This window comes from Acinetobacter bouvetii, assembly GCF_902753875.1.
Classification (GTDB): domain Bacteria; phylum Pseudomonadota; class Gammaproteobacteria; order Pseudomonadales; family Moraxellaceae; genus Acinetobacter; species Acinetobacter bouvetii_A.
The window spans coordinates 44,653-70,552 of record NZ_CADDTS010000007.1 but is presented as its reverse complement, the minus strand read 5'-3'; the positions used below and the strand labels follow the sequence as shown (position 1 = coordinate 70,552).

The 25,900-nt window shown below is 43.2% G+C and carries 25 protein-coding genes; 9 read left to right on the top strand and 16 right to left on the bottom strand.

Annotated features, from left to right (window positions below; genetic code table 11):
• Nucleotides 1–37 precede the first annotated feature (37 nt).
• Nucleotides 38–1,756 (top strand): cation:proton antiporter, encoded by a 1,719-nt coding sequence (locus FB6_RS02165; RefSeq protein ID WP_174558430.1) that lies wholly within the window; start codon nt 38–40, stop codon nt 1,754–1,756.
• Between the two features lie 52 nt (nt 1,757–1,808).
• On the opposite strand, the gene FB6_RS02160 is transcribed toward FB6_RS02165, so the two are convergent.
• The 6 genes from FB6_RS02160 to FB6_RS02135 all read right to left on the bottom strand — a co-directional run bounded on the left by FB6_RS02160 (nt 1,809) and on the right by FB6_RS02135 (nt 6,919).
• On the bottom strand, nt 1,809–2,087 hold the full coding sequence (locus FB6_RS02160) for a hypothetical protein (RefSeq protein WP_174558429.1): 279 nt from the start codon (nt 2,085–2,087) through the stop codon (nt 1,809–1,811).
• Nucleotides 2,088–2,194: 107 nt separating this feature from the next.
• Nucleotides 2,195–2,698, bottom strand: coding sequence for a DUF6586 family protein (locus tag FB6_RS02155; protein ID WP_174558428.1), 504 nt, complete (start codon nt 2,696–2,698; stop codon nt 2,195–2,197).
• A gap of 74 nt (nt 2,699–2,772) precedes the next feature.
• Nucleotides 2,773–3,135 carry an ASCH domain-containing protein gene (locus FB6_RS02150; RefSeq protein WP_174558427.1) on the bottom strand — a complete coding sequence of 121 codons (363 nt, stop codon included), beginning with the start codon at nt 3,133–3,135 and terminating at the stop codon, nt 2,773–2,775.
• A gap of 56 nt (nt 3,136–3,191) precedes the next feature.
• Nucleotides 3,192–3,446 (bottom strand): RNA recognition motif domain-containing protein, encoded by a 255-nt coding sequence (locus FB6_RS02145; protein WP_174558426.1) that lies wholly within the window; start codon nt 3,444–3,446, stop codon nt 3,192–3,194.
• Nucleotides 3,447–3,525: 79 nt separating this feature from the next.
• A complete protein-coding gene (locus tag FB6_RS02140) occupies nt 3,526–5,517 on the bottom strand; it encodes an ATP-dependent helicase (protein ID WP_174558425.1) in 1,992 nt (663 codons plus the stop codon).
• A gap of 262 nt (nt 5,518–5,779) precedes the next feature.
• The gene (locus FB6_RS02135) at nt 5,780–6,919 is read right to left on the bottom strand and encodes a glycerate kinase family protein (RefSeq protein ID WP_174558424.1); all 1,140 of its coding nucleotides are present in this window, start codon (nt 6,917–6,919) and stop codon (nt 5,780–5,782) included.
• Between the two features lie 218 nt (nt 6,920–7,137).
• Here FB6_RS02135 and FB6_RS02130 point away from each other — a divergent pair, with 218 nt between their 5' ends.
• Entirely contained in the window at nt 7,138–7,587 is a 450-nt protein-coding gene (locus FB6_RS02130) for a carboxymuconolactone decarboxylase family protein (protein WP_174558423.1), read from the top strand.
• Between the two features lie 43 nt (nt 7,588–7,630).
• Here FB6_RS02130 and FB6_RS02125 read toward each other — a convergent pair whose 3' ends face one another.
• The 7 genes from FB6_RS02125 to FB6_RS02095 form a co-directional block, all read right to left on the bottom strand.
• Complete coding sequence (locus FB6_RS02125; protein ID WP_174558422.1) at nt 7,631–8,203, bottom strand: HdeD family acid-resistance protein; 573 nt, start codon at nt 8,201–8,203, stop codon at nt 7,631–7,633.
• 92 nt (nt 8,204–8,295) lie between these two features.
• Nucleotides 8,296–9,054: a hypothetical protein gene (locus tag FB6_RS02120; protein ID WP_174558421.1), complete on the bottom strand. Its 759-nt coding sequence runs from the start codon at nt 9,052–9,054 to the stop codon at nt 8,296–8,298.
• 1 nt (nt 9,055) lies between these two features.
• Complete coding sequence (locus FB6_RS02115) at nt 9,056–9,862, bottom strand: NYN domain-containing protein (RefSeq protein ID WP_174558420.1); 807 nt, start codon at nt 9,860–9,862, stop codon at nt 9,056–9,058.
• A 95-nt stretch (nt 9,863–9,957) separates the two neighbouring features.
• The gene (gene topA / locus FB6_RS02110; protein ID WP_174558419.1) at nt 9,958–12,597 is read right to left on the bottom strand and encodes a type I DNA topoisomerase; all 2,640 of its coding nucleotides are present in this window, start codon (nt 12,595–12,597) and stop codon (nt 9,958–9,960) included.
• Between the two features lie 39 nt (nt 12,598–12,636).
• Nucleotides 12,637–13,086 carry an ammonium transporter gene (locus tag FB6_RS02105; protein WP_174558418.1) on the bottom strand — a complete coding sequence of 150 codons (450 nt, stop codon included), beginning with the start codon at nt 13,084–13,086 and terminating at the stop codon, nt 12,637–12,639.
• Between the two features lie 70 nt (nt 13,087–13,156).
• Nucleotides 13,157–14,155: a hypothetical protein gene (locus tag FB6_RS02100; protein ID WP_174558417.1), complete on the bottom strand. Its 999-nt coding sequence runs from the start codon at nt 14,153–14,155 to the stop codon at nt 13,157–13,159.
• A gap of 169 nt (nt 14,156–14,324) precedes the next feature.
• On the bottom strand, nt 14,325–14,570 hold the full coding sequence (locus FB6_RS02095; protein WP_174558416.1) for a SlyX family protein: 246 nt from the start codon (nt 14,568–14,570) through the stop codon (nt 14,325–14,327).
• A gap of 33 nt (nt 14,571–14,603) precedes the next feature.
• On the opposite strand from FB6_RS02095, the gene FB6_RS02090 reads away from it, so the two are divergent.
• The 5 genes from FB6_RS02090 to FB6_RS02070 all read left to right on the top strand — a co-directional run bounded on the left by FB6_RS02090 (nt 14,604) and on the right by FB6_RS02070 (nt 20,753).
• Entirely contained in the window at nt 14,604–16,508 is a 1,905-nt protein-coding gene (locus FB6_RS02090; protein WP_174558415.1) for an ATP-binding cassette domain-containing protein, read from the top strand.
• Nucleotides 16,509–16,957: 449 nt separating this feature from the next.
• The gene (locus FB6_RS02085; protein ID WP_174558414.1) at nt 16,958–17,479 is read left to right on the top strand and encodes an FUSC family protein; all 522 of its coding nucleotides are present in this window, start codon (nt 16,958–16,960) and stop codon (nt 17,477–17,479) included.
• A gap of 171 nt (nt 17,480–17,650) precedes the next feature.
• The gene (locus tag FB6_RS02080; protein ID WP_174558413.1) at nt 17,651–18,412 is read left to right on the top strand and encodes a 3-oxoacyl-ACP reductase; all 762 of its coding nucleotides are present in this window, start codon (nt 17,651–17,653) and stop codon (nt 18,410–18,412) included.
• A gap of 96 nt (nt 18,413–18,508) precedes the next feature.
• Entirely contained in the window at nt 18,509–19,444 is a 936-nt protein-coding gene (locus FB6_RS02075; protein ID WP_174558412.1) for an LpxL/LpxP family acyltransferase, read from the top strand.
• 208 nt (nt 19,445–19,652) lie between these two features.
• Entirely contained in the window at nt 19,653–20,753 is a 1,101-nt protein-coding gene (locus tag FB6_RS02070) for a glycosyltransferase family 4 protein (protein ID WP_174558411.1), read from the top strand.
• Between the two features lie 87 nt (nt 20,754–20,840).
• Here FB6_RS02070 and FB6_RS02065 read toward each other — a convergent pair whose 3' ends face one another.
• From FB6_RS02065 to FB6_RS02055, 3 genes are all read right to left on the bottom strand, one after another.
• Entirely contained in the window at nt 20,841–21,248 is a 408-nt protein-coding gene (locus FB6_RS02065) for a GNAT family N-acetyltransferase (protein WP_174558410.1), read from the bottom strand.
• A 6-nt stretch (nt 21,249–21,254) separates the two neighbouring features.
• Nucleotides 21,255–21,626 (bottom strand): hypothetical protein, encoded by a 372-nt coding sequence (locus FB6_RS02060; protein ID WP_254592181.1) that lies wholly within the window; start codon nt 21,624–21,626, stop codon nt 21,255–21,257.
• 238 nt (nt 21,627–21,864) lie between these two features.
• The gene (locus tag FB6_RS02055) at nt 21,865–22,995 is read right to left on the bottom strand and encodes an endonuclease/exonuclease/phosphatase family protein (protein WP_174558409.1); all 1,131 of its coding nucleotides are present in this window, start codon (nt 22,993–22,995) and stop codon (nt 21,865–21,867) included.
• Nucleotides 22,996–23,184: 189 nt separating this feature from the next.
• On the opposite strand from FB6_RS02055, the gene asd reads away from it, so the two are divergent.
• Both asd and FB6_RS02045 read left to right on the top strand, forming a co-directional pair.
• On the top strand, nt 23,185–24,303 hold the full coding sequence (gene asd, locus FB6_RS02050; RefSeq protein WP_174558408.1) for an aspartate-semialdehyde dehydrogenase: 1,119 nt from the start codon (nt 23,185–23,187) through the stop codon (nt 24,301–24,303).
• Nucleotides 24,304–24,446: 143 nt separating this feature from the next.
• Entirely contained in the window at nt 24,447–25,847 is a 1,401-nt protein-coding gene (locus tag FB6_RS02045) for a type IV pilus assembly protein FimV (RefSeq protein WP_174558407.1), read from the top strand.
• The last annotated feature ends 53 nt before the right edge of the window (nt 25,848–25,900 follow it).

Here is a 25,900-nt window from a genome sequence, read left to right as displayed (position 1 = left end):
TTACCCTTAACTTTGGCTTAAGCTTAAGGAGTTTTTAGTGCCTCATGATGTAGATCTTATAATATTGCTTGCCGTTGGCTTTGGACTTGCACTTGTTTTTGGTTATATAGCTGCCCGCATTCGCCTTCCCCCGCTGATTGGTTATCTGGTCGCAGGTATTTTGATTAGCCCAAACACCCCGGGAATCGTGGGAGATATGCATCTGGCCAACCAGCTAGCCGAACTTGGGGTAATGTTTTTAATGTTTGGCGTTGGCATGCACTTCTCCTTAAGCGACCTGATGCAAGTGCGACGTATTGCCTTACCGGGTGCCGTATTACAAATTGCGGTCGCGACCTTGCTGGGTATCGGCGTTTCCATGATCTGGGGCTGGAGCTTTGGTTCAGCGCTGGTGTTTGGCTTGAGCTTGTCCTGTGCCAGTACCGTCGTCTTACTAAAAGCGCTAGGTGACCGCGGTCTGGTCAATTCGGTCAATGGTAAAATTGCCGTCGGCTGGTTACTGGTTGAAGATCTGGTCATGGTACTGGTTCTGGTGCTGCTTCCTGCGACCGCGGTTTTACTGGGTGGAACAGCAATTGCAGGCTCTGACCCAAATGCCAACATCTGGATGACATTAGCCGTCACTTTGCTGAAAGTGGCTGGTTTTATTGCCTTTATGCTGATTATTGGTAAGCGTCTGGTGCCATGGATTATGCAGATTGTTGCACGTCTGGGCTCACGTGAACTGTTTACCCTGACTGTAGTGGCAGCAGCCGTTTCAATTGCATTTGGCGCATATAAAGTCTTTGGCGTGTCCATGGCGCTTGGTGCGTTCTTCGCCGGAATGGTAGTCAAAGAATCCGATTTCAGCCATCGTGCAGAAGAAGAAACCCTGCCCTTACGTGAAATTTTCTCGATTCTATTCTTTGTCTCTGTGGGCATGCTGTTTGACCCACTTATTTTACTTGAACAACCGCTGCATGTACTTGCCGTCGTCGCTATTATTATGATTGGTAAGACCATTGCAGCCATGGCACTGGTATTGTTCTTCCGTTACCCCATTAATACCGCCTTAACCGTAGGTGCAAGTCTTGCGCAAATTGGTGAATTCTCCTTTATTTTGGCGACCTTAGGTGTTTCCCTGCACCTACTGTCACTGGATGGACAAAACCTGATTTTAGCCGGTGCGCTGATCTCAATCACCCTTAACTCATTCATCTTTTCTGCCATTGAGCCGGTGCAAAACTGGATTCGTGAACGCTCACATCTGGCGCGCTTACTGGAACGTAGTGGTGACCCGCTGGCCATGCTTCCCGATGAAGTATCACAAGATTATCTGCGCGATCAGGTGGTCATTGTCGGACATGGTGAAGTCGGTCGTCGCATTACCAAAGCATTGATGGCGCAAGATATTAAGGTAGTCATTGCAGAAGAAAACCGCGAGATTGTGGAAAGCCTGCGTGCCAAAGGCATTGCTGCGGTATCTGGACATGCAACCGAAGCGGGAGTACTCATTCAGGCGCATATCCAGCATGCGCGCCTGCTGGTGCTGTCTCCAATGGATATTCTGGATATTCATAAAATTGTCGATATTGCCAAAACATTGAATCCGCAAATTCAGGTATTGGTATGCGCCGAAAGCAAGGAAGAAGCTGAAGTGATTCGCCGTGAAAATATCGGTCAGGTTTATTTTGCCAAAGAAGAAATGGCCATCAACATGACCAACCATATTTTAAATCAGATTCAGATTGCACATCATCAAGAACCAACACACTAATCTTAGCCCATAAAAAAAGCGCACCGAAGTGCGCTTTTTTTATGGGCTAAGATTAGCTCATGTATTTGGGTTGTTCATCAACAACTTCAGCCTGCCATTCGTTGACCTGCTTTTCCATCATTGCAAACAACGCCGCCTGTACCATATGCTGGGCAATGACTGGCGTCTGGTCACCAAGCAACGCTTTGACTTCATCATTAAACTGAATTTTGACGAGCGGTTCTTTTTCAGAGCCTGCATTTCGCAATGCCAACTCACCACCTTCAAGTTGAACAAGTTCTAAAATCGCTTCTTGATTACCAAATAATTCTTTCAAATGTTCTATAGACATATATCCTCCATGTTCAACATGGTGGCAAAGGGCTGTTGCACTTTGCATTGCTTAGATTATTTATATAGGGTCGATGACATAAACTTCAAGCACGTTGATCGTAAAGTCTAAAATTCAACCATTTCATTACGAAAGCCATCAATCAGCTGGGTCAGGTCACGGTGCCATTCACGCAAGATTTTGGTGTCTGGTAACCAGGCTTGTGGGGTTTGAGTCACTTTGATGATCAGGTTAGAAGAAGTTTCATCTTCAGGTTCTGGTGCACTCGGTTCCGGTGCATATTGGCACATACGGTACGCACGTTTCAGCTCGGCAATAAAACCCTGTTTCGCGAGCTGCTGCATCACGGTCACTTCAGGCGAAATCTGACCTTTTTCTGCCATTTGATCTTCAATAGACTTCAAGGTAGGCATAAAGTCATTTAAACGGTAGTAACGTACCAACTCTTGCAAAAAGGCCAATACTGCGCCATGCAGATGAAATACCGCAGCTTCGCGATGTGCCTGCGCCTGTTGAATGTGATCGGTTTGCTCTGCTTGTTGGCATGCAAGACGTGCAAAATACAATTTTTGATTGGTACGATCGGCATGAAAGCGAGCAACACGAGACATGAATAGACTTCCTAAATTTTGGCGTTATTACATAGTTAAGATTAAACGTTCTTTGAGATAAAGCACAATAAAAATTATGGATGATCCATTTCAATTAAATAGATGTGCCGTTTGGCTGGCACGATCATTTCTTCTGAGATGGGCCGGATATCACTCAACTGCCAGGCATAATATCCTGCTGCCCAGTAGTTGGCACAAGCCGCTTCTACTTCATATTCACGCCATGGATGGACAGATTCCACATTCACCAGTGCGACTGCCAGACCGAATTCTTCATCACCTTCTTTGTTCAGATAGTTTTTATTTTCCACAATCACCAAGTCAGTTAAGGGTAACTGCTCAGGCTGCCACGAACGCACTTCAAGTGTTTTCAAGCCTTGAGCGATTCGCTGTCCAGCAGGTGCTACAATTGAAAGTGCATGAAAATTCCGTTTCATCTTGATCCAATAAAAAAGTCACATCCATAAAAAAAGGAGCATCGCTCCTTTTTTGTTTATTTCGCTTCTGGCTTCTCTTCCGCCTGTTTCACGCGGATACCATGTCCATGCAAACGTAAAGTATTTAACGCTTTAATGGCTTTTACCGCTTCACGGCCATGTGGCATTTCCACAAAAGCAAAGCCTTTAGATTTCCCTGTTTCAGCATCCAAAACCAAAGTGCATGAATCAACTGTGCCATATTGCTTGAACAATTCAAGCAATTCAACTTCTGTCACGGTACGTTCTAAATTACGAACTAAAATTTTCATCTCAAGACCTTAAAATAGGCTAAAAAAACCAAAAAGCACTCGCCTACTTACTTTTTGCACTTCAATATATTGAGATAGTTTAATCGAGATCGATACCAAAATCTAAATTAATCGATTGCCGTTCAATTAAGGCACTTTTGACTGTTTGTTGACGCGGTTTGTAATGGGTTTCAGTGGTGCATAAGTTGCGGGTCAAATCATTGAAGAAATAACTTTCAACTTTACGGCCCTGCTCATCCACCTGATCCCGAGCCCACAGGTTCAGATTTTGTTTGGTCAAAATCAGCTCGTCTTTGGCACGGGTCAAAGCTACATAGAGAACCCGGCGCTCTTCTTCAACTTCATCAAAATTACCCTGAGCACGCGCATGCGGATACTGCCCAGCGGAAACGTTTGCCACATAGCAAATCTTCTGTTCTGTGCCTTTGGCGGAATGAATGGTGATCAGGGTCACCACATCATCTTCAGACTGCCGCTCGATTTCACTGATCGACACCGGATCGAGTACATATTCTTCCAGAAATTCACTCAGCTGATCATGCTTGGTCGCCAGCTGCTTGACCAGATCAAAATCGCCCATCCGTTTGGACCAGTCTTTTTTGGCATAGTTTTCTTCAAGCTGCTCGACCAGTGCTTCTATGCCCAAACTTACACAGGCTTGAACTTCAGTTTTTAACACGGCCATCTGCTTCATGATCAGCAGCGTTTTTTCAGGAATGCGGCCAAATTTTTCCAGTTTCTCAAAAATCAGCTCGGTATCTGCTTGCTGCAATAACTGCTGTGCCAGTTTACTCGCCCCGACATCACCGACACCATTCCATAGGGTCAGAAAACGCATCCAGGCAATATCATCCAAAGGATTGGCAATCACCCGCAATAAACTGAGCAGGTCTTTCACATGTGCCGTTTCTAATAATTTCATCCCACCAATAAAGCGGTAAGGCACATTGGCCTGAATAAATGCTGCTTCAATATGCCGCGCAGCAAAACTGGAGCGCACCAAGACCATGTGCTCATGCCAGGGTGTGCCTTCCAGAAAATGCCGCTCTTTAATATCAATGGCAATCCATTTGGCTTCATCAAACTCATTCGGGAAAATATGCATTTTCGGCTTAATGCCTTCACCACGATAGGCATCTAAGCGTTTGTTATATTTGATGTCACTTTGATCGAGCAGCCAGTTGGACAGATCCAGAATTTGCTGAGTAGAACGGTAATTCTGTTCCAGTTTAAAAATCTGCGCATCCGGCACACGTTCTTTAAAATGGTGAATATTTTCAAAGTCTGCACCGCGAAATCCGTAAATGGACTGGGCATCATCCCCCACACAGAACAAACTGACTTTATCTTTTAAAGGTTCGAGTAAAGCCCATTGCAGTGGGTTGGTATCCTGCATTTCATCCACCAGCATATGCTGACAAATGGAGGCCACATAATCGCTAAGACCTTCCGATTGCGCCAGTGCTGAAGCCACGACTGCCAAAATATCGTCATAATCCAGAAAGCTACGGGCACGTTTTCGGGCTTCGTATTCTTTCATGATGTCCGCAATTTGATCTTTATATTCTAAAAATTCAGGATGCTGTTTTTCCAAAGAAATACTGAGTTTTTGTCGGGTATTGCGCGCAAAGGAATACAGATCACACAGCTGCTGAGGCTTAGGCAAGGCATTGGGATTTTTTTTATCATCTTTGCCGCGAATCAGACGGAACATCATCAACTGATCATCACGGTCGATAATCGAGAACTGTTCCAAACCAAAAGCCTTCGGTACACGGCGCAGCAAATACATGCAGAAAGTATGAAAAGTCGAAGCCCGCAGACCTTTGGCCTGATCGCCCAGCGCCAATTCAACCCGTGCCACAATTTCACTGGCAGAACGTCGGGTAAAGGTCAAAATTTGAATTTGATTAGCTGGAACACCTTGATCAATCAGATAAGCGGCACGTGCCACAATGGTTTTGGTTTTGCCACAGCCTGCTCCTGCAAGTACCAGACTATGCTTTGCCTCGGTCGTGGCAGCCTGTTTTTGTTGCGGGTTTAATTCATTAATCAGGGTGGCTAAACTCATGGTGTCTCATCGTGCTAGGGAGATGAATAGTTTAGCAGAGCTATCCACAGAAAACTTGCTATGAAAACTCTAGAAGGAATTTTCCTCGTGACAGGCAGCATGGATGCTGCCGTTATTCAGTGATGCATGGACGCATCATCTGAATAACAAAGGGGTTTGGTTACTTTGCCCTGTCAAAGTAACACTTTGCCTACGCGTTAGCATTTAGATATTCACATCCTTTCGAGGCCATGATGCTCTCTGCTTTTAGAATTTAGAATGCTCACTTTTCAAGTTTATTTAATACGGCTACTACTGCATCCTCCAAATGCCTTTCTGCATTTTTCATTGCATTGTCTAAATCAATGTTAGGTGGATTAATCCCTATAATTTGACTAAAACCCAAATCATAGAGCTCATCAATACCATCATCCCCAATCACACCCGCAAAAGCGATCACAGGTTTTTTCAATCGCTTAGCGACCTGCGCCACACCAAATGGTGTTTTACCAAATTTCGTCTGAAAATCAATTTTGCCTTCACCGGTCAATACATAATCCGCCTGCGCAATTTTTTCAGCCAGCCGGGTTTCTTGAATCACCAATTCAACACCGGATTGAATGGAAGCATGGGCAAAAGCCATCAGACCAAAACCCAGACCACCTGCTGCACCGGCACCTGCGATATCCTGTTTACTGATATTTAGCTCTGATTCAACAATATTGGCAAAATGCGCTAGGTTGCGGTCCAGTCTTTTCACCATTTCAGGGGTAGCCCCTTTCTGTGGCCCAAAAACAGCAGATGCACCATTTACACCACATAAGGGATTATTCACATCGCTGGCAATAACGATCTCCGTTTGTGCTAAACGCGCATCTAAACCTGAAATATCGATAGTTTGAATCTGGTCGAGCTGACTACCTCCTAGTGCAACCTCTTGCCCCTGCGCATCCAGAAACTTGACGCCCAAGGCTTGGGCCATACCACTTCCACCATCATTGGTGACACTCCCCCCTAAACCAATGATGATTTTAGAGACACCAAAATCCAAAGCGGCTTTAATCATCTCACCAGTACCCAAAGTGCTGGTCAATAGAGGATTCCGCTGAAATTTTTCTAATAGATGAATGCCATTTGCCATCGCCATTTCAATGACAGCCGTTTGATCATTTTCGATCAGACCGAAATAAGCCTGAACTTTGTAATCAACTAATGGGCCGGATACTTCAATGGTGACTTTGCGACCCTGTCGTGCAGCAACCAAGGCATCCACTGTACCCTCTCCGCCATCGGCCATGGGAACCGAAATACACACGGCATCTGGATAGACATGTTGGATGCCACGCTGCATAGCCTGACAGGCCTGTTCAGCACTCATACTTTCTTTAAAGGAATCGGGGGCTAAAATAAACGTTTTCATCATCCATAACTTCTTTGCAACAGAGCTTCACATTAACAGTTTTTCAACTAACCCTTTGATATTTATGTTTCATTTTGGCATTTATTTCTTGATTGCTAATCGTTTAAGTTTACCCACAAGTATTTGTTATCAGCGAGCCTGATCGGTAAAATAAAAACAGTCATATTTATTGCATTTTAGCGTTAAGATTATCCCAATCCATTTTTTAAAAGTTAAGCCATATGCAACGTATAAATCTAGGCAAGTCAGCGCCAGAACTATATAAAACCGTACTCGAACTTGAAAACCTGTCTATGCAAAAAGTACAGCAAGCAGGTATGGATATTGGTTTTTCACACTTACTCAAACTGCGTGCATCACAAATCAATCAATGCGCATTTTGCGTCAGAATGCACACGCAGGATGCGATTAAAGTCGGTGAAACTGTAGATCGTATTGCACTCATCAGTGCATGGCCTGAGTCTGAATATTTTTCGGAAAAAGAACGCGCAGCACTAAGCCTGATTGAAGAAATTACCCTGATTGCACAACAGCATTTTCCAGATAACGCTTATGCTCAGGCGGCTCAAGTCTTGTCTGCTGATGAAATCACCGCGATTGAATGGATTGCCATTGTGATTAACACATGGAACCGTATTGCCATCAGTAGCCAATATCAGGTCAAACCTTAAATAAAAAAGAGCGCTCTATGCGCTCTTTTATCCCATTCAGTTTTTATACATCTGCCGAACTTTGCGGTACTTCACGTTTAATATAAGAGGCCAAAGTCAGATAATTAATGCCCTGAAAGAGGATATCCACAGCCAGAAACAGTCCGAGCACCCAAAACGGCGCATCCGGCGATTTTAAAATAATAATCCCGGTAATCAGGGTTAATAGGCCTGAAAACAGCACCCAACCCCAGCCTTGATAAGCTTTAAAAACAATGGCACTAAAAATACGAATGATCCCGGCCACAACTAATACAATCGCTAAAAGATTGGTCAGTACAATGGCGGTTTTTACCGGTGTGGTAAATGCATAATAACCCGCAACCAGATACAGCACACCAAACAGGGCCCACAGCCAGCGGGAACCGCCTTCAAAGATTTTAAAAGCTGCAATCAAGTGCAGAACACCACCAATCATCATCAGTATACCGAACAGGAATACCACCGATAATGTGGCAAAAGGTAGCGAGGCAAGCAATACGATACCAAACAGGGTCAGCAGAATACCCAGACCTAAATACCACTTTCGATTTTCATGCAGCTGATGTCGAACTATGTCATTTCCTACTGTTTTCATGTTGTTCTCAAGTCTTTTGTTTAGGAATTCTTCCAGTATTATCCTTTTGTTCGCAAAAGTCTGTTATTTCCGTGCATTTTTATCCACATCATTTATTTTTTCCAACCTAGCTCGGTTGCCGTAATTTCATTAATCACGGTCTGTTTCAAAGAATCGGGCATCTTGCTTTTTTGTTGTGACAATGGAATATGTCCGGCCATTAACTCTGCTTTAGCCTGTGGAAATAAAGGCTGCTGATGCGGATCAGCATAACCACTAGGATACGCAGGTTGGCCTGTGGCTAGGTCATATTTATCCCTTGCACCAAAGCTATGCATTAACTCATGTACCAGTACAATCTTGTTTTGTTCTGACTGTTTTTTGGATGCGAATAAATTAACCGAACCAATCCGACCCTTTTGTAACGCAGTAGAATGTTTTAATTCTTTAGCAGTTTCAGGATCATAATAATTTAAAAACAAAGTCACACTAGGTGAACCATCTGCACGTTGATGCTGTTTCCATGCATAAAAACGGAATTTCAGACTCCATAAAATATTCTCCAACATACTTGTTTGTGCAGGTACTTTCGGTGGCAATTGTTTCAGCTCGCGTCCCAACTGAAAGTAAATCACGATCGGCTGTCCGCGATACTGTTCCGACATCTGTTGTAAATATTCTTGACTTCCTTTTAACTGAGAGAGATTCAGGGATTGAATATAATCTTGAGTCGCAGCCCGTCCATCTGCATTGATGGGATGCAACATCACAATAATAGGCTTGGACCAGTCCTGATTCTGGTCACGATAGGCATTCACTGCCACAATCAATAGAATCATCAATAAACATAAAATTCGTATTTTTTTCCACATATTACGCAATGCTCTGCTTTTTTATTTTTCTTAAATACATCTGACTCATTTCGATTTTAGTTTCAAACAAATTGAGCGTTTTAATTAGACCGGATAATTTAGCCCGGCCATAATTTCGAGAATCAAAATCAGGTTTTACTGCACTAATATATTGTCCAACCATACTCAAATTTGCCCAGCCATTTTCATCAGCGTTATCTTTAACAGCTTTATAAATTAAATTTAAAGTCGCCCGATCCATGGCTTCAGGTAGAGTACTTTCTTTGGTTTGTTGAATAGCCTTGGATTCTGTTGATTTTACTGTTTCCGCTATTTTTTTATCCTGCGCTGATGACAATTCTTCATCTTCACCATTTTTAACATCTGTATCGATTACTAGATTTTCCACATAAATAAATTTATCACAGGCCTTTTTAAAAGCTTCAGGAGTCGATTTCTTACCAAAACCATAGACACTCAGCCCATTTTCACGGATACGTGAGGCTAAAGGGGTAAAATCACTATCACTTGATACAATACAAAAACCATCTAATGCACCTGCATAGAGTAAATCCATGGCATCAATAATTAAGATCATATCTGTTGCATCTTTGCCTTTGGTATAGGCAAATTGCTGTACAGGAGTAATTGCATGAGGCAGGAGTACATCTCTCCACTTTTTTAGCGTCTCACTACTCCAATCTCCATAGACTCTTTTTACACTTGCTATTCCATACTTAGCGACTTCTTCAAGTACAGATGAAATGGCATTAATTGATGAATTATCCGCATCGATTAATACTGCAAACTTTTTTGTCTGGATTTCCACTCTTCCCCCAATTAATTGTTTAATTCAATTTTTTATATAAATCATTTTGGCATAAAAAATGCCGACTTTCGTCAGCATTTTCAAATTGTTAAAACTTAAGCTTCAATCCATTTTCCATCCTGGAATACCAGACTCCACTTGGTTTGCTTACCTTCAGGCGTTTCCGAACCAATATATTGCGCCTGGTTCTTACGGCTGAATTTCACCAAGGTTGGATTTCCTTCAGGGTCAGCATCCGGCGCTTGCAAAATAAACTGATATTTTGGATCAAGCTGCTCGGCCACAGTACGCAGTTCAGCCACTTTAGGTGCTCGTGTTTCACGTACTTTCGGGAACTTACTGGCCGCCAGAAATAAACCTGCCGCGCCATCACGCAGCACGAAGAAGTCATCATGCTTGGTTGAACGTAAGTGTTCCATTTTAATCGGATCTACACGAGGAGGTGCAGGCTGACCATTCTTTAACACTTTACGGGTATTGTCACAGCTGGTGCAGGCAAAATAAGGACCAAAACGGCCAGTCTTGAGCTGCATCTCGCCATCACATTTGTCGCATGGAATAGTTGGGCCATCATAACCCTTGATTTTGAACTCACCTTCTTCCAGTTCAAAACCGGCACAGTCTGGGTTATTGCCACAGATATGCAGTTTACGACCACCATCAATCACATAGCTGTCCATGGCAGTACCGCAAATCGGACAACGTTTTTTCGACATTAGGTCTGCAGTTTCTGCTGAATCATCATCAGACAATGCCGCCAGAGATTCGACTGGCGTTAAATTCAGGGTGCCTTTACAACGTTCTTTAGGCGGCAGGTTATAACCTGAACATCCCAAGAATACGCCTGTTGTCCCTGTACGAATCTGCATGGGACGAGAACATTCAGGACAATGCACCGCTTCCACTTCCACTGGCAAGTTACGGCGCATGCCTTGTTCGCCTTGGGCTGTAGTTAAGCGTTTCTTAAAGTCACCGTAGAAATTATCCAGCAATTCTTTCCAGTTCCGCTGACCGTCGGCCACTTTATCCAGCTGACCTTCAAGATCCGCGGTAAAGTCATAATTCATCAGGTTATTAAAACTTTCATCCAAACGATCCGTCACGATTTCGCCCATTTTCTCGGCAAAAAGACGACGATTATCCAGCTTCACATAACCACGATCCTGAATGGTGGAAATAATCGCAGCATAAGTTGATGGACGACCAATACCGCGTTTTTCCAGTTCTTTGACCAGCGATGCTTCAGTGAAACGTGCAGGCGGTTTAGTGAAGTGTTGTGATGGATCAAGTTTTTCCAGTTTCAGCACTTCACCGACTTTTACCGCAGGTAGCAGAATATCGTCATCCGCTTTGTTTGCACCGCGAACTTTGGTGAAACCATCAAAGACCAGAGTACGGCCTTTGGCTTTTAGTTCGACACCGTTGACATCAACTAAAATAGTCGATGACAGATATTCTGCCGGAGTCATCTGACAAGCCACAAACTGGCGCCAGATCAGGTCATACAAACGCTGTGCATCACGTTCCACACCGACCAGACTATCGCCTTTCAGTGCCACGTTTGAAGGACGAATCGCTTCATGGGCTTCCTGCGCACCGGCCTTGTTACCATAACGGTTGGGCTTGGCAGGCAAATATTTTGCGCCATATTCATTTTCAATATGACCACGCACCATATTGACAGCATCATCACTCAAGAACGTGGAGTCGGTACGCATATAGGTGATGAAACCGGCTTCATACAGACGCTGTGCCAGCATCATGGTTTTCTTCACAGAGAAACCTAAACGTGTACTTGCAGCCTGTTGCAGGGTTGACGTGATATAAGGTGCGCTTGGGTTGACCTTGGTCGGTTTATCTTCACGACTGGCAACTTTATATTCAGCATCTTTAATCAGGTTCAATAAAGCATCGGTTTCGGCTTTATTGTGCAGTTTGAGGGTTTTACCACCCTGCTTCACTGCTTCAAGACGGATATCATCCTTTTGCGATTTGGTATCTGCAAACACTTGCCAATATTCTTCAGGAATAAAGGCACGAATGTCACGTTCACGCTCAACCACCAGTTTGACTGCAACCGATTGCACACGACCTGCCGACAAACCACGGGCAATTTTTTCCCACAACAGTGGCGAGATCATGAAGCCAACAACACGGTCGAGGAAACGGCGGGCTTGCTGAGCATTGACCTTGTCAATGTCTAAGCGTGATGGCTGCTTAAAAGCTTCCTGAATGGCATTCTTGGTAATTTCGTTAAACACCACACGCTGGTAACGTGAATCATCACCACCAATGACTTCTTTTAAATGCCAGGCAATCGCTTCCCCTTCACGGTCCAAATCCGTTGCGAGGTAGACTTCATCGACTTGCGATGCCAGTTTTTTCAATTCTGCAACTACATTTTCTTTGCCCGGAAGCACTTCATAATGCGCTTTCCAGCCGTGTTCAGGATCAACCCCCATACGATTGACCAAAGCTAACTGGGCTTTTTCGGCTTTTTGTTCGTCGGTCAATTTGACACGGGTTGCAGGTTTTTTCTCTGTCGTTTTCGAACCGCCAGTCGGCAAGTCACGCACATGACCTACCGATGATTTTACGATGTAATTTGAACCTAGATATTTATTGATTGTTTTCGCTTTTGCAGGCGATTCCACAATCACTAAGGCACGTTTGTTCGCAGCACTCGGTGATTTTGCTGTGGTGCTTTTGGATGTAGACCGAGGAGCGTTCGCCATAGTTAACCATCATTCCTGTTTATAAATTAGGGATATAAATTAAAGTTCAGCCAAAGACTGTAAAAATGTTTTGATGTCTTCTAACTGTGTTGCACGAAGGTCTGATTCTTCGTCCCAATAGAGTCCTACACAGTTTGCTTGCATATCAATAGCATAAATGCCCTTTAATGCAATGGGCAAATCGTTAAACTTGTCATCACCTTGCACCAGTTTGAGCTTCTGATCTTCTACTCGTGCACGCATCAATGGAAGTCGGGCATCTGGAATTAAAACACTGTAATAGGCCACCATACTGGCACGGTTTTCCGTAGCCATCGGAATTTTAGTCCATTCCGGCGCTGCCACTAAACGCGGATGTAAAGCCATCTTGCGCGCCTTTTCACGCATCAGTCCTAAGGCTTTCTCTCTTGGGCTAACACGGAGTCCAAAAATCGAGCCAAGCACAAAGACCACAATCAGGACTGTAATCCAAATTCCAATATTTTCCATAGTACAACCTTTTTATTCCTTTATTAGAGTTGCATAAGCTGAATATAAAACGCAAGTTACAGCCATCAAATTAATTCAAGAACATCTCATGACTATACAGGACTTCACTGCCATTCCAGTAAATATATCCCTTTTCAATCAATTCTTTAAGTAATAAACGAACATCCGATTTGGGAAACATTTGCTCCAGCAAATCGCGCAAGGCATAAATGTCTTTTGGTTTATCTGATTTTAATTCGCGGAGTTTTTGCGCAACAATCACCTGTACAGGATCAATTTTGGAAAAGTTTTTAAATAACTCTTTTTGCGCCTGCTGTAATGTATTGTCCTGCTCCGACTCTCCTTCTTGTGAAGAATCGGTAGATAATTCAGCAAAAACAGTGGAAATATTTTGCGCTTTTTCTACAGATGCATTTTGCTCTAAATCCAGTTGCATCCACTGCTTGATGACTTTTTTACGGAAGCTGATTTGCTCGTCAAAACGTTTCACAATTTTGAGATTAATCAATAAACCGGTAAGGTGCTGCAGCTGATCGTTCTCAACCTGCAAAATATTGGCAAGCGAGTTTTTCAGTTTTTCCAGCGTATTCGGTTTGCCTTTCATTTTCCCTAAAGCATCACAATACTTTTTCACCAACAGCAAATCCGGTTTTTGCTTGATGGTTTCGATACCCGGGATTTTGTATTTTGAATTTGTAGCAGCTTCTTCAGGCTGCACTTGAATCAGGCTACAGTTCAGGTTTGAAGACTGCATCATGTCTAGCAAAATTTCACTGCTTGGCATGGCGGAAATGAGTTCAATCGAGGTATCGGCATCAAGTAGTGCAATCAATTGTCCCACCACAACCGCGTATTCAAATTCTTTGTGCTCGACTTCTGCCGTTTCCAGAATCACCACTTGCCCGCTGCTGATCCAACTTGAAAATTCAGTTAAATCTTCCAGAGCATATTCAAATTTTCCCTGACCATTAAACAGGTAAATTGTCTCGTAATGCGGAATGATATTACGCAGCAATTGCGCAGTCAGCATATTATTTTCAAGATCAAGAAGAACGACTTTATGACTCATATCTTCAAATAGACAGTTCAGCGAGGCAGATGCCGAGCATTAGAACGGTTAGCATGCAAAAGGTCAAATTAAATTTGGCTGCTCTACAATGTCAGCGTCGCAACAACAACGCCTTTTTTAGAAATTCTGACATCTACATCCGTAGATGGAAATGATTCCATTGAATCCATCAATAATGCGGTGGTCGGTTGGTCATTGGGTCAAAGGCAGCAATGCCTTCAGATAAATCTGCAGATTCGACACGCTGGTAAAGCAGCTGCATTTGTTTCTTTAAATCTGCAATTTCAATACTTTGACGCGTCACTTGTTCATTTAATTGTTCAACTAAATCATCTAAAAATGTAATTCGGACTTGCAAATCTTCTATGGGTGCGGAAAATGACGCCTGATCATTAAGATTTTTTTGTTTAGTCATTTTAAGTCCTCATTTGGGATTTCAGGAAACAGTATGGCCTATATTACTTTAAGGGATGTCCAACTTGCGTTTGGTGGACCGTCCCTGCTCGACGGCGCGAACTTTAATTTGGAACGCGGTGAACGAGTCTGTTTGATTGGCCGTAATGGTGAAGGCAAGTCTACCTTACTTAAACTCATCGAAGGAAGTTTACTGCCTGATAGCGGTGAAGTTTCATTACAAAATGGCATCACCATCTCCATGCTGGCTCAGGATGTGCCGATGGATTCCGGCAAAGTCGCTGACATTGTTGCCGATGGTGCAGGTGAAGCCGCAGAAGTATTAAAAGCATATCATGAAGCCAGTGACGCATGTGTACTGGGTGATATGGAAGCCTGCGACCGTATGGGTCACTTGCAACATAAAATGGATCTGCTCGATGGCTGGGCGCTTGAAACTAAAGTCAATTCTATTTTAAGTAAAATGGGCTTAGACCCGGATGCCGATTTAGCCGATTTATCCGGTGGTCGTAAACGTCGTGTACTGCTCGCCCGTGCATTATTGATGCAACCCGATGTTTTACTTTTAGACGAACCAACCAACCATTTGGACGTTGAAAGTATTGAATGGCTGGAAAAATTCCTGCTCGATCAAAATAATCTGACCTTGCTATTTATTTCGCATGACCGTTCATTTGTCGACAGTATTGCCACCCGTATTGTAGAACTGGATCGCGGCATTTTACGCAGCTTTGATGGTAACTATTCACGTTATCTCGACCTGAAAGCACAGCAAATGGAAGCAGAAGAAAAACAAAATGCTTTGTTTGACAAAAAACTCGCTGAAGAAGAAGTCTGGATTCGCCAAGGGATTAAAGCACGTCGTACCCGTAATGAAGGTCGTGTACGTGCCTTAAAAGCACTACGCGAAGAATCCAAAGCACGTCGCTCACAGCAAGGTAAAGTGGCGATGGCGACCCAAGAGGCACAGCGCTCAGGTAAAGTGGTCTTTGAAATTGAAAACCTCAGTGTTCAATTTGGCGACAGCGCACCGATCATTAAAGATTTCTCGGCGTTGGTATTACGTGGTGACCGTATTGGCCTCGTGGGTGATAACGGTGTAGGTAAAACCACATTAATTAAAGCCATTTTGGGTGAGCAAGAACATGGCGGCGTGGTTAAAACCGGGACGCAACTTGAAGTCGCGTACTTTGACCAGCTGCGTAATGCCTTAGATCTTGAAAAGTCTGTAAAAGATAACGTTTCTGAAGGTTCTGACCATGTTGACGTGAATGGTAGCCGTCGTCATATCTACAGCTATCTGCAAGACTTCTTGTTCTCTCCGGAGCGTGCTCGTACGCCAGTAAAAGCGCTTTCTGGTGGTGAACGTAACCGTATTTTGCTCGCCAAATTACTGCTCAAACCTTCCAATTTAATCGTGATGGATGAGCCGACCAATGACCTGGATATGGTGACGTTGGAACTGCTTGAAGAAATGCTCAGTGCTTACAAAGGTACCTTGCTGTTGATTTCGCATGACCGTGCCTTTATGGATAACGTCGTGACATCGACTTGGGTCTTTGATGGTAAGGGGAATATCGATGAATATATCGGTGGTTATCAAGATTACTTAGAACAACGTCCAGACCAAACAGTTGTCGACCAAAAATCTGCTGTTAAAAAAGCGGCGGCAAAAGCCGAAGCGGCAGCTGCTGCAACTGCGCCCAAAAAAGTCAAACTCAGCTACAAAGATCAACGCGCTTTAGATCAATTGCCTGCTGAAATTGACGCATTGGAAAAAGAACAAGCAGAACTTACTGATAAATTGGCAGATGGTTCATGGTTTATGACCGATGCTGATGCTGCGACCAAAGCCTCACAACGTCTTGCTGCTATTGATGACGAAATGTTAGAAAAAATGGAACGCTTAGAAGAATTGGAAAATTTAGCCAACGGCTAAGGCCGTAACTTTTTTCGTTCTTTAACCTTTTAGATGATAGTTTTATTGATGAGCGTCATAGTCACTATGGCGCTCATTTTTTTGCGACTTACTGCTAGCCAAAATCGTGATTAAATCAATATCGCCTGCAATTGCTTGCCAAGACCGAAATTGCAGCACAATATCGAGCACAGATACCCCGCATCAATACTCAACACAAATATCCTGCACATCAAAATGGTCTGTGTTGTAATCGGCTTAGCATTCGCATATCAACATTTGCATATCAACATCAGCAAATGAGCGAACTAATTTTTCGTTCTACTCGCCATTTTTTTAAGCTTTTTCTCATCTGGCTTGAATATTATGCGCAACTTGATCAACATTGAAATGCAACAATGTTCGCTTGCTCAAGTGCCAACATTGTTCATCACGCTCTCGATATAAAATCAAAAAATAAGGCAGATCTCATGCATCCCAAAGACCGAGCCAATACCTTGTATGTGGTCAAAATTTTAAGCTGTGCCGTCGCCATTGTGGTTTTGGCTTTAATTTTTGATAAAGACAAAGACACCAACTTTTTTCTTTGGGCTTCATTAACGGCATTTTTTACCATTCAACATGACTTAAACCAAAAGATTAATTTTAACCAAGTGACAGGCAATTTTATTGGTTCATTGGTGGGGATATTAATTTGGCTCGGCATGGCGCAAGCCAGCTTTTTGCATATGTATTACATTAACTTAGAGTACTTATTTTTTGTGTTGGGCATTTTCTTAACCACACTGATTTGCGTCAGTTGTCGTGCCACACAATATACCGGTATTGCCCTGTCTAGTTTTATGATTGTCTCTGTATATGACTTTGGGCATCACACGATTGATGGTGCATTGCTGCGTATTGTCTATTGTTTGGTGGGCTGTTTAATTGCCTATGCAGTGGAGTATTGCTGCCAACGTTTCATTCAAGATAAATGGTTTAAAGCATCCTAGCGAATGAATCTTTTACTGCAATTTTCATAGCATCTATTTACAAAATCCTTGCTGCCGAGCGCTGCGATCAGCATGTAGCACTTAGCCCAGACACAACAATCCTATTTAAAGGACTTTGGCTTTGCCGCAAAGCTTGCTATGTTGACTGCAACTTCACAATGAGACGTGATCATGCAAATTCGCGATCAAATTGTATTAGTCACTGGCGGTGCTCGCGGTTTAGGTTTAGCCATCAGCAAAACCCTGATTGCTGAAGGTGCACGGGTGGTGGTGAATTATTTTTCCAGTCAAAACGCTGCCGAAGAACTGGCCAGACAATATCCTGACCAGGTCTTTGCGTTTCAGGCTGATGTCACCGATAAAGCACAAGTTCAGCAGCTCTTTGCTGCCGCAAAACAGCATTTCGGTACCGCCATTACTTCGGTCATCAATAATGCATTGATTCATTTTGAATTTAATGGCGATGCCCGACCAAAGATTGAAGAGCTTGAGGTACAGACCATGAAGCGACAGTTTGAAGGCGCGGTACTGGGTGCCCTCTATACCACGCAGGCAGGTCTTGCCGATATGAAGCATGCAGGTTTTGGACGCATTATCAATATTGGCACCAATCTGGTACAAAATCCGGTGGTTCCTTATCACGATTATACTGCGGCCAAAGCCGCCTTATTGGCCTTTACCCGTACCGCAGCACATGAACTGGGCCCCTACGGAATTAATGTCAATATGCTTTCCGGAGGCTTATTACAAAGTACCGATGCCAGCAAAGCCACACCTGAAGCGGTGTTTGATTTTATTGCTGCAGCAACGCCCTTGCGTCACGTGACCACCCCTGAAGAGTTTGCCTCAGCGATCATGATTTTCCTCTCGCCTTATTCACGCGCGGTCACTGGACAAAACCTGATTGTGGATGGCGGACTGGTCAAATCTTAAATTGATAGGCCTTTAAATATTGCCAGAGATTTGAACTTTCTGTTTCAATTCAGCTTCATGCTAAAATGCACTTCACTGTAGACATAAATGGTTACCATGAGTAAAAAGCCAGATTACAAACCCGGAGAATTTCAATGGTCCTTCCTGTTACCCAAATATTGGGGCATCTGGATCGGAATTATTTTTCTGATGATTTTGGCAATTTTACCCTGGGCAATCCAGTATCGCTTGGCGACTTTGCTGGGCAATATTGCTTTTGACAAACTGAAATCCCGTCGTAAAACCACTGTGCGTAATCTGGAAGTCTGTTTTCCGGAATGGTCCGCACAGCAGGTGCAGGACAATGCGCGTCAGGTTTTTGTCGACCAGATGATTGGTATTTTTGAAACCCTGAATGCCTGGTACTGCCCGCAATGGTTTAAGGGACGGGTCAGTATTGAAGGTCTGGAACATATAAAAAATGCCCAGGCTGCAGGTCAAGGTGTGCTACTACTCGGTACTCATTCGACCTTGCTGGATGCCGGTGGCTATCTGTGTGCACAGTATTTCGAACCGGATGTGGTGTATCGTCCGCAGAACAATCCCTTGCTCGATATGCTGATTTACCGCTGTCGAGCCACCATATACGCTAACCAGATTGACCATGACGACATGCGTGGTTTGATCCGTAATCTCAAAGATGGACATGCCATCTGGTACAGTCCGGATCAGGATTTTGGCTTGAAACAAGGCATCATGGCACCGTTTTTTGGTACGCCTGCGGCCACCGTGACAGCACATCGCCGTTTGCTAAAAATATCCAAAGCTGTAGCCGTGCCTTTATATTTCTATCGTACAGGGGATTTAAAAGATCCGCGTTATCACGTGTTGATTGAACCTCTAGTCGAAAATTTACCGAGTGAAGATGAGCTGGATGATGCCCTCCGGGTCAATAAAATCATCGAAAATCAACTGCGTATTGCGCCAACCCAGTACATGTGGTTTCACCGTCGCTTTAAAACTCGTCCGGAAGGCTTTGAGAAGATCTATTAATAAGATAATTAAGAAACCTCGCACAGAATCTACTATCGTGTAAAGGCGACAAGGATGTCGCCCGTTGGACTGCGATATCATGGATGTATTGTCAGTCCAACAAATGGTTTTGTTACTTTTGCCGAAACAAAAGTAAGAAATAAACTCCAAATATTGGATAAATAAACGGTAAAACTCCGTTTTGCGACAATCCAAAAGGCAAAAAAACATGAAAGTGATGCAACTTCTTCCTGAACTGAATAGCGGTGGCGTAGAACGAGGCACCCTTGAAATCGCCCGTGCCTTAGTTGCAGAAGGCCATGAATCTCTGGTGGTGTCGAATGGTGGCCGGCTGGTGGTCCAATTGGAAGCGGAAGGCTCCACCCATCTGACTTTAGCCATTCATAAAAAAGCCCTGTCCAGTCTTTGGCAAATTCGCCCTTTGCGCAAGCTCATTGAACAGCATCAGCCCGATATCGTGCATGTACGTTCCCGTGTTCCTGCATGGCTAACCCATTTTGCTTTAAAAGGCATTCCGGCTGCGCGTCGGCCACATTTAATCAGTACCGTACATGGCTTCTATTCAATTAACCGTTATAGCCAGATCATGACGCAGGCTGAAAAAGTCATTGCCGTATCTGACAGTGTGGTGAAATACATTAGAGACAATTACAAAAACTGCCCACCACAGGATATCGTGCGGATTTACCGCGGGATTGATCCTGCCGCTTTTCCGCATGGCTATCAGCCTTCAGCACAATGGCTGAATCAAACCTTTAAAGACTTTCCGGAGCTGGAAAACAAGTTTTTACTCTGCCTGCCCGGGCGGATTACCCGTCTAAAAGGTCATGAAACCCTGATTGAATTGATGGAAAAATTACAGTCACAGTATCCCAATCTACATGCCGTAGTCGTTGGTGGCGCAGACCCGAAAAAAGCCGCTTATTTAAAAGAAATGCAGGACAATATTCAAAGTAAAGGTTTAACTGACAAAATCACTTTTGTCGGGCATCGTTCAGATATTCGCGAGTGGCTGGCTTTTAGTGATGTAGTGCTTTCATTATCCAATCAGGCTGAAACCTTTGGACGTACGGCCTTGGAAGCTTTATCGGTGGGCACACCAGTGATTGGCTGGAACCGTGGTGGTGTAGCCGAGATCCTGTCGCATGTCTATCCCCAAGGCTTAATTACTGTAGACGACCACACTGCACTCTTCAATACAGTTCAGCAGCATATTGATAAACCTCAGCAAGTTAAGCCAGTCACGATATTTAGTTTAAAAGAGATGTGTGACCAAACCCTTGCTTTATATCAACAAGTTTTAAAATAAATTCAGGTTTTATTGCCCCAGCCGCTTTGAATTTCTCCTCATAAAAGCCGGCTGGGTAAATATAGCATCAGATCTATATTGATAGCCTTAATGTTCTGTTCCAGCATAAATCCACATCGGCTCAGTTTGTCCTGCTCGAACAAAACCCATGGACTGATAAAATGTTATGGCTTGAAGTTCAGCCACCAATATTTTTTGATGAAAATCTTTATATTTGAGTAACATTGCCTGCATCATCAATCGCCCCACACCACGGTTTTGAAAATCGGGATGTACCAGCAAATGTGGGAAATACACCACCAGATGTCCATCAGATATCGCATTTCCCAGACCGATGAGCACTCCATCCTGTCTGGCTGTAACCAGACTATGTGAATGTTGTAATGCTGCCATCAACTGAACCGGCTTTTGCGCCGATGACCAGTGATTTGCCCGGTAAATTTTTAATACTTCTGCTTCCTGAATTTGATCATGCATGGATATTTCAACAGTCATCGTGTATTACCCCTTCCACACCCGAAATCGGGCCATCAGCCAAATGATCAAAGGCCAGAAAATGGTATTGATGATATCGTGCATACTGGCCCCAATCCGCCAAAGCCCATGATTGATTAGATCGTCTCTGGCATCAAACAGCTCGGCCGCAATGGCAACGATCACCACGGTCCAGATTGCCCACTTGGATTTCAATTGACGATGGTGAAAAAAAGCTACAACCAAAAACAACAGCAGCCCTAGATGAATATGCAAAGCATCACGTGATAATTCAGTAAAATTAATAATAAAAATTTTAAGTTCTTGAAATTTTGATAGGTACATGGCTGAAATTTTATTTTTAGGATGTTCTATAAAATCATAACCCGAGTTCTGCATCCTGCAAAACTCGGGCTCATGAGGTTGTGCTTTCAAATCTTATTTTTATTATGTTAATGCTTTCCATTGCTACATCATTTCCATGATGATTCACCACCAGCCATCAAATCTCTTCCGTAGTGGGACTTTCCATTCCCTGCTCCTTGGCTGATGAGTCTAGATTAAGAGAATCAATAAAAAAGAACTATTCGCAATTGACCTAAATCAATGTAAGCCATTTCGTACACTTTTCTCTTATTTACGGAGCCTGCTTGTTGCCATTTTTGTAGTCCTGCGCAATTTCATCTGTAACCAGTTTTTCTTCTTTTTCAGCTTTTTCAATGCCTTCTTGAATGGCTTGTTGTGCTTCCTGTTCATCGGCATCGGTTTGTTCCAATTCATCCTGAATTTGCTCGAACACACGTCCGGTTTGTAGCACCACATAGACAGGAAAATGGTCTGACCCCATATGACGCAACCTTTTCATCTGAACCAAAGCAAAATCTGTGCTATGAAAAATATGATCCAGAGACCAACGCAACAAAGGATAATCGGCATGAAAAGTATTCACGAAGTGACGACCGACACGAGGGTCCAGTAAACCACTGATTCGCTGAAACAGTCGGGTCGTACGACTCCAGGCTACATCATTGAGATCTCCCATCACAATACAACTTTCATCCAGATCCTTGATTTGATCTCCGACAATTAAAAGTTCAGCATCGCGTAGTGTTGAATCTTTGGCTTCAGTAGGGCTGGGTGGTTTCGGATGTAAACAGTACAACTGTACCGGTTGCCCGGATCGTAAAATCACGCTGGTATGAATTGACGGAATTTCATCACTCAAAATAAATTTTACTTCAGTATCGACCAGCTTTAACTTGCTATACAAATGCATGCCATACAGATTATCCAAAGGGACAGGCACACGATAGGGATAATCCTGCTCAATAACCGATAGTTCATTTTGCCAGGTCTGATCTGTTTCCAGAGTCAAAACTAAATCGGGACGATGTTTGCGAATATGCTCAATTAATAAATGATATTTGGTATTGGGGGTCAGCACATTCGACACAATCATTGAAATTTGCTTATCTGTATTTAATTGCTCTGAACGAACCTGTTTGACCTGTTTTTTCCAGACAAAGGTATAAGGAAGCACCATTTTAAGTTGATAGGCCAGCGCGGCCATCAAGGCAACAAATATAATTTCTCGGCGCAAATTCCACGGCTGATCCCAGACCAGAAGCAGGACAAAAGTAATCAGACCTAAAGCCAAAATTTGTAAGCGTGGAAAATCGGCACCACGAAACCACCATTCATCTCGTGGGATCAGTGACCAGAAGCTCAGCCATATCACTAGAACTGCAATTATTTCCACCCAAATCATTAGCCTATACTCTTTTTTATCTTTGTATTTTTTCTACAGTTAAAATAACTTTATCAATTTTGTATGTAACATAAACAAGATATTCCGCTCAATAATATTGATGTTTTGATTATGTAGTACTTGCAGTTGTGGGCACTTTTGATACACTCAAACCCCCTTTTATTTTTTAACGCACCGAGGCAAAGTGACATGAAAGTAGGTCTGGTCGGTTGGCGCGGGATGGTTGGTTCTGTCCTTATGCAACGTATGGTTGAAGAGAATGATTTTGCTCATTTTGAGCCATTCTATTTTTCTACCAGTAATGCCGGTGGTGAAGCACCTGCATTTGGTGGTAAGACTGCCCCAGCACTTATGGATGCATCAGACATTAACAGTCTGAAGCAAATGGATGTCATTATTACCTGCCAAGGTGGTGATTACACCACTGAGGTTTTTCCTAAACTTAAAGCAGAAAGCTGGAATGGTTACTGGATTGATGCTGCATCTACATTACGTATGGCAGATGAAGCCATCATCGTACTTGATCCAGTTAACATGAATGTGATCAAAGACGGTTTAGTGAATGGCACTAAAACCTTTGTTGGTGGTAACTGTACCGTTTCATTGATGCTTATGGGCTTAGGCGGTCTATTCCAAAACAATTTGGTGGAATGGGCGACCTCTATGACTTATCAGGCAGCTTCTGGTGCGGGCGCGCAAAATATGCGTGAACTCATCAATGGCATGGGTTATCTCTATAACAATACCAAAGATTTGTTAGATGATCCACGTTCACCAATTTTAGACATCGACTCTAAAATTGCACAATTACAACGTGGCGAAGGCTTCCCTTCTGCAAACTTTGGCGTGCCTTTAGCGGGTTCTCTCATTCCGTATATCGACAAACAGCTTGAAAGCGGTCAGTCAAAAGAAGAATGGAAAGGTCAGGTTGAAACCAACAAGATCTTAGGCAACCAGCAAATCGTTCCAATTGATGGTCACTGTGTTCGGATTGGTGCAATGCGTTGCCATTCTCAGGCAATCACATTAAAACTGAAAAAAGACATTCCGTTGAACGAGATTGAAGACATTATTGCAAATGCAAATGACTGGTCTAAAGTCGTGCCAAACACTCGTGAAGCGTCTATGACTGATCTGACTCCAGTCGCAGTAACAGGTACCCTGTCTGTTCCAGTCGGTCGTTTACGTAAATTGAACATGGGTAAAGAATACTTAGGTGCCTTTACTGTGGGTGACCAATTACTTTGGGGCGCAGCAGAGCCTTTACGCCGTATGCTCCGCATTTTGATTGAATATAAAAATGCTTAATCCTTAAGTAAAAAAAGAAAAGCCGATCTCAGTTGATCGGCTTTTTTATGTATCCTTTATGTTAATATTTTACAATTCTCCAACACCTCGTTAATCTATATAATTATTCGCAGTGCGATACAAAAACCGAGCTAAAGATTAAGATGACCGTATATAACAAATTAAAGATAGCCATTTTAGCCATTATTGCTTCGCAGAATATTCATGCGATTATTGTTGACCCGATTCAAATTCAGTCTGCTCCTGGCGAATTGCTCTATGCAGAAATGAATTTTCGTCAGGCTGATCCTCATGCCTCTATACAGGCCAGTCTGGCAGATGAAAATGACATTACCACTTTAGGAGTGGTTCATCAGCCGCCGGGACATCTTAATTTCTTTACCCGTCGTGATAGTTCTGGCAATGGGGTGATTACCATTACCTCTTCACGTCCTTTAACTGAACCCGAACTCAACATTATTATTAAAATTCAGGAAGGCAATTCCACACGATTACAACATATTAAGACCCCTTTACAACGTAGCTCAGCAAAAATTCAGGCTCGAAGTATTGGCAATGAAAAGCCCCTTATGCCGATCACCATCGTCAATGAAAAGGATATTGCCTTACATTTACCTGAAAGCACGCAATATAAAATTGAAAAACCTAAAACAACTGCAACATCATCAGAAAGTCCTCTGATGGTACGTAAATCAGCGCCACCAAGCTTAAATACTGTAACTCCCGCTCCTGTGGTCATTTCCACCATGAGTATACCTTCAGCCCAACCCGTCAAGGTCAGTCCAGAACCTATAGTCGAGAGTAAGGCATCAACAGCAAGTGTTACTAAAAATGAGCTAAAAACCTCAAATTCAAATGTTTCTGCTGATCCTTTAGTCAAACAATATGCAGAATCTCAATCTACTGCGGTTGTCACAAGTAAAGTAGCGGCACAAGCTCGTCCACCTGTTGCCGCAAAAGCACAGCCTGTACCTGTAGCAAAGGCGACAACTCAAGCTGAAGGTACAAAGCATATCGTACAGTCCAATGAATCCCTTTGGGCAATTGCATCACGTGTGGCTACAGAACAAAATCGTCCAGTGGGCGAGGTAATGAAACAAATAAAGGTCAATAATGAACATGCCTTTATTCAAGGGGATGTGAATCGCTTACGCCGTGGTGCAGCACTAGATTTAAATACATCCGCTCATCCAAAGAATGATAAAAAAGCTGTAGTCACGCAGTTGGCTAAAAGCCCTTCCAATCAGTCAGGAAAAGCCAAATATCGCTTGAATCAGGCTGAAATGAGTCTGGTTGCAGAGAAAGAACAAGATTCAGCCAGCGGTTCTGCAAAAAAGAACACAGAAAAAAATCAAACTTCTAACGAGTTATCATTAAAAGTTATGACATCTCGAGAAAAAACCGTTAAATTACAGAGAAACGTAACTCAATTAGAATTGGCGCTAAATCAGAAGGATCACAGAATTCAATTATTAAATGCCCGCCTAGCTCAATTGCAACAACAATTGAAAGCTCAACAGGCAGATAAGAAGCCAATACACTAACTCAATGTTACATAAGATGATTTTTTGAGTAGGCAACTCTCTAAAGTCCTACT

Coding starts and splice junctions, on each gene's coding strand:
- FB6_RS02055 (WP_174558409.1), bottom strand. CDS start 22,995: ATGATTTGGGTGGAAATAATTGCAGTTCTAGTGATATGGCTGAGCTTC.
- FB6_RS02125 (WP_174558422.1), bottom strand. CDS start 8,203: ATGAAAACAGTAGGAAATGACATAGTTCGACATCAGCTGCATGAAAAT.
- asd (WP_174558408.1), top strand. CDS start 23,185: ATGAAAGTAGGTCTGGTCGGTTGGCGCGGGATGGTTGGTTCTGTCCTT.
- FB6_RS02135 (WP_174558424.1), bottom strand. CDS start 6,919: ATGATGAAAACGTTTATTTTAGCCCCCGATTCCTTTAAAGAAAGTATG.
- FB6_RS02060 (WP_254592181.1), bottom strand. CDS start 21,626: ATGCAGAACTCGGGTTATGATTTTATAGAACATCCTAAAAATAAAATT.
- FB6_RS02045 (WP_174558407.1), top strand. CDS start 24,447: ATGACCGTATATAACAAATTAAAGATAGCCATTTTAGCCATTATTGCT.
- FB6_RS02130 (WP_174558423.1), top strand. CDS start 7,138: ATGCAACGTATAAATCTAGGCAAGTCAGCGCCAGAACTATATAAAACC.
- FB6_RS02160 (WP_174558429.1), bottom strand. CDS start 2,087: ATGTCTATAGAACATTTGAAAGAATTATTTGGTAATCAAGAAGCGATT.
- FB6_RS02090 (WP_174558415.1), top strand. CDS start 14,604: ATGGCCTATATTACTTTAAGGGATGTCCAACTTGCGTTTGGTGGACCG.
- FB6_RS02105 (WP_174558418.1), bottom strand. CDS start 13,086: ATGGAAAATATTGGAATTTGGATTACAGTCCTGATTGTGGTCTTTGTG.
- FB6_RS02140 (WP_174558425.1), bottom strand. CDS start 5,517: ATGAGTTTAGCCACCCTGATTAATGAATTAAACCCGCAACAAAAACAG.
- FB6_RS02085 (WP_174558414.1), top strand. CDS start 16,958: ATGCATCCCAAAGACCGAGCCAATACCTTGTATGTGGTCAAAATTTTA.
- FB6_RS02100 (WP_174558417.1), bottom strand. CDS start 14,155: ATGAGTCATAAAGTCGTTCTTCTTGATCTTGAAAATAATATGCTGACT.
- FB6_RS02080 (WP_174558413.1), top strand. CDS start 17,651: ATGCAAATTCGCGATCAAATTGTATTAGTCACTGGCGGTGCTCGCGGT.
- FB6_RS02065 (WP_174558410.1), bottom strand. CDS start 21,248: ATGACTGTTGAAATATCCATGCATGATCAAATTCAGGAAGCAGAAGTA.
- FB6_RS02070 (WP_174558411.1), top strand. CDS start 19,653: ATGAAAGTGATGCAACTTCTTCCTGAACTGAATAGCGGTGGCGTAGAA.
- FB6_RS02120 (WP_174558421.1), bottom strand. CDS start 9,054: ATGTGGAAAAAAATACGAATTTTATGTTTATTGATGATTCTATTGATT.
- FB6_RS02145 (WP_174558426.1), bottom strand. CDS start 3,446: ATGAAAATTTTAGTTCGTAATTTAGAACGTACCGTGACAGAAGTTGAA.
- topA (WP_174558419.1), bottom strand. CDS start 12,597: ATGGCGAACGCTCCTCGGTCTACATCCAAAAGCACCACAGCAAAATCA.
- FB6_RS02075 (WP_174558412.1), top strand. CDS start 18,509: ATGAGTAAAAAGCCAGATTACAAACCCGGAGAATTTCAATGGTCCTTC.
- FB6_RS02150 (WP_174558427.1), bottom strand. CDS start 3,135: ATGAAACGGAATTTTCATGCACTTTCAATTGTAGCACCTGCTGGACAG.
- FB6_RS02155 (WP_174558428.1), bottom strand. CDS start 2,698: ATGTCTCGTGTTGCTCGCTTTCATGCCGATCGTACCAATCAAAAATTG.
- FB6_RS02095 (WP_174558416.1), bottom strand. CDS start 14,570: ATGACTAAACAAAAAAATCTTAATGATCAGGCGTCATTTTCCGCACCC.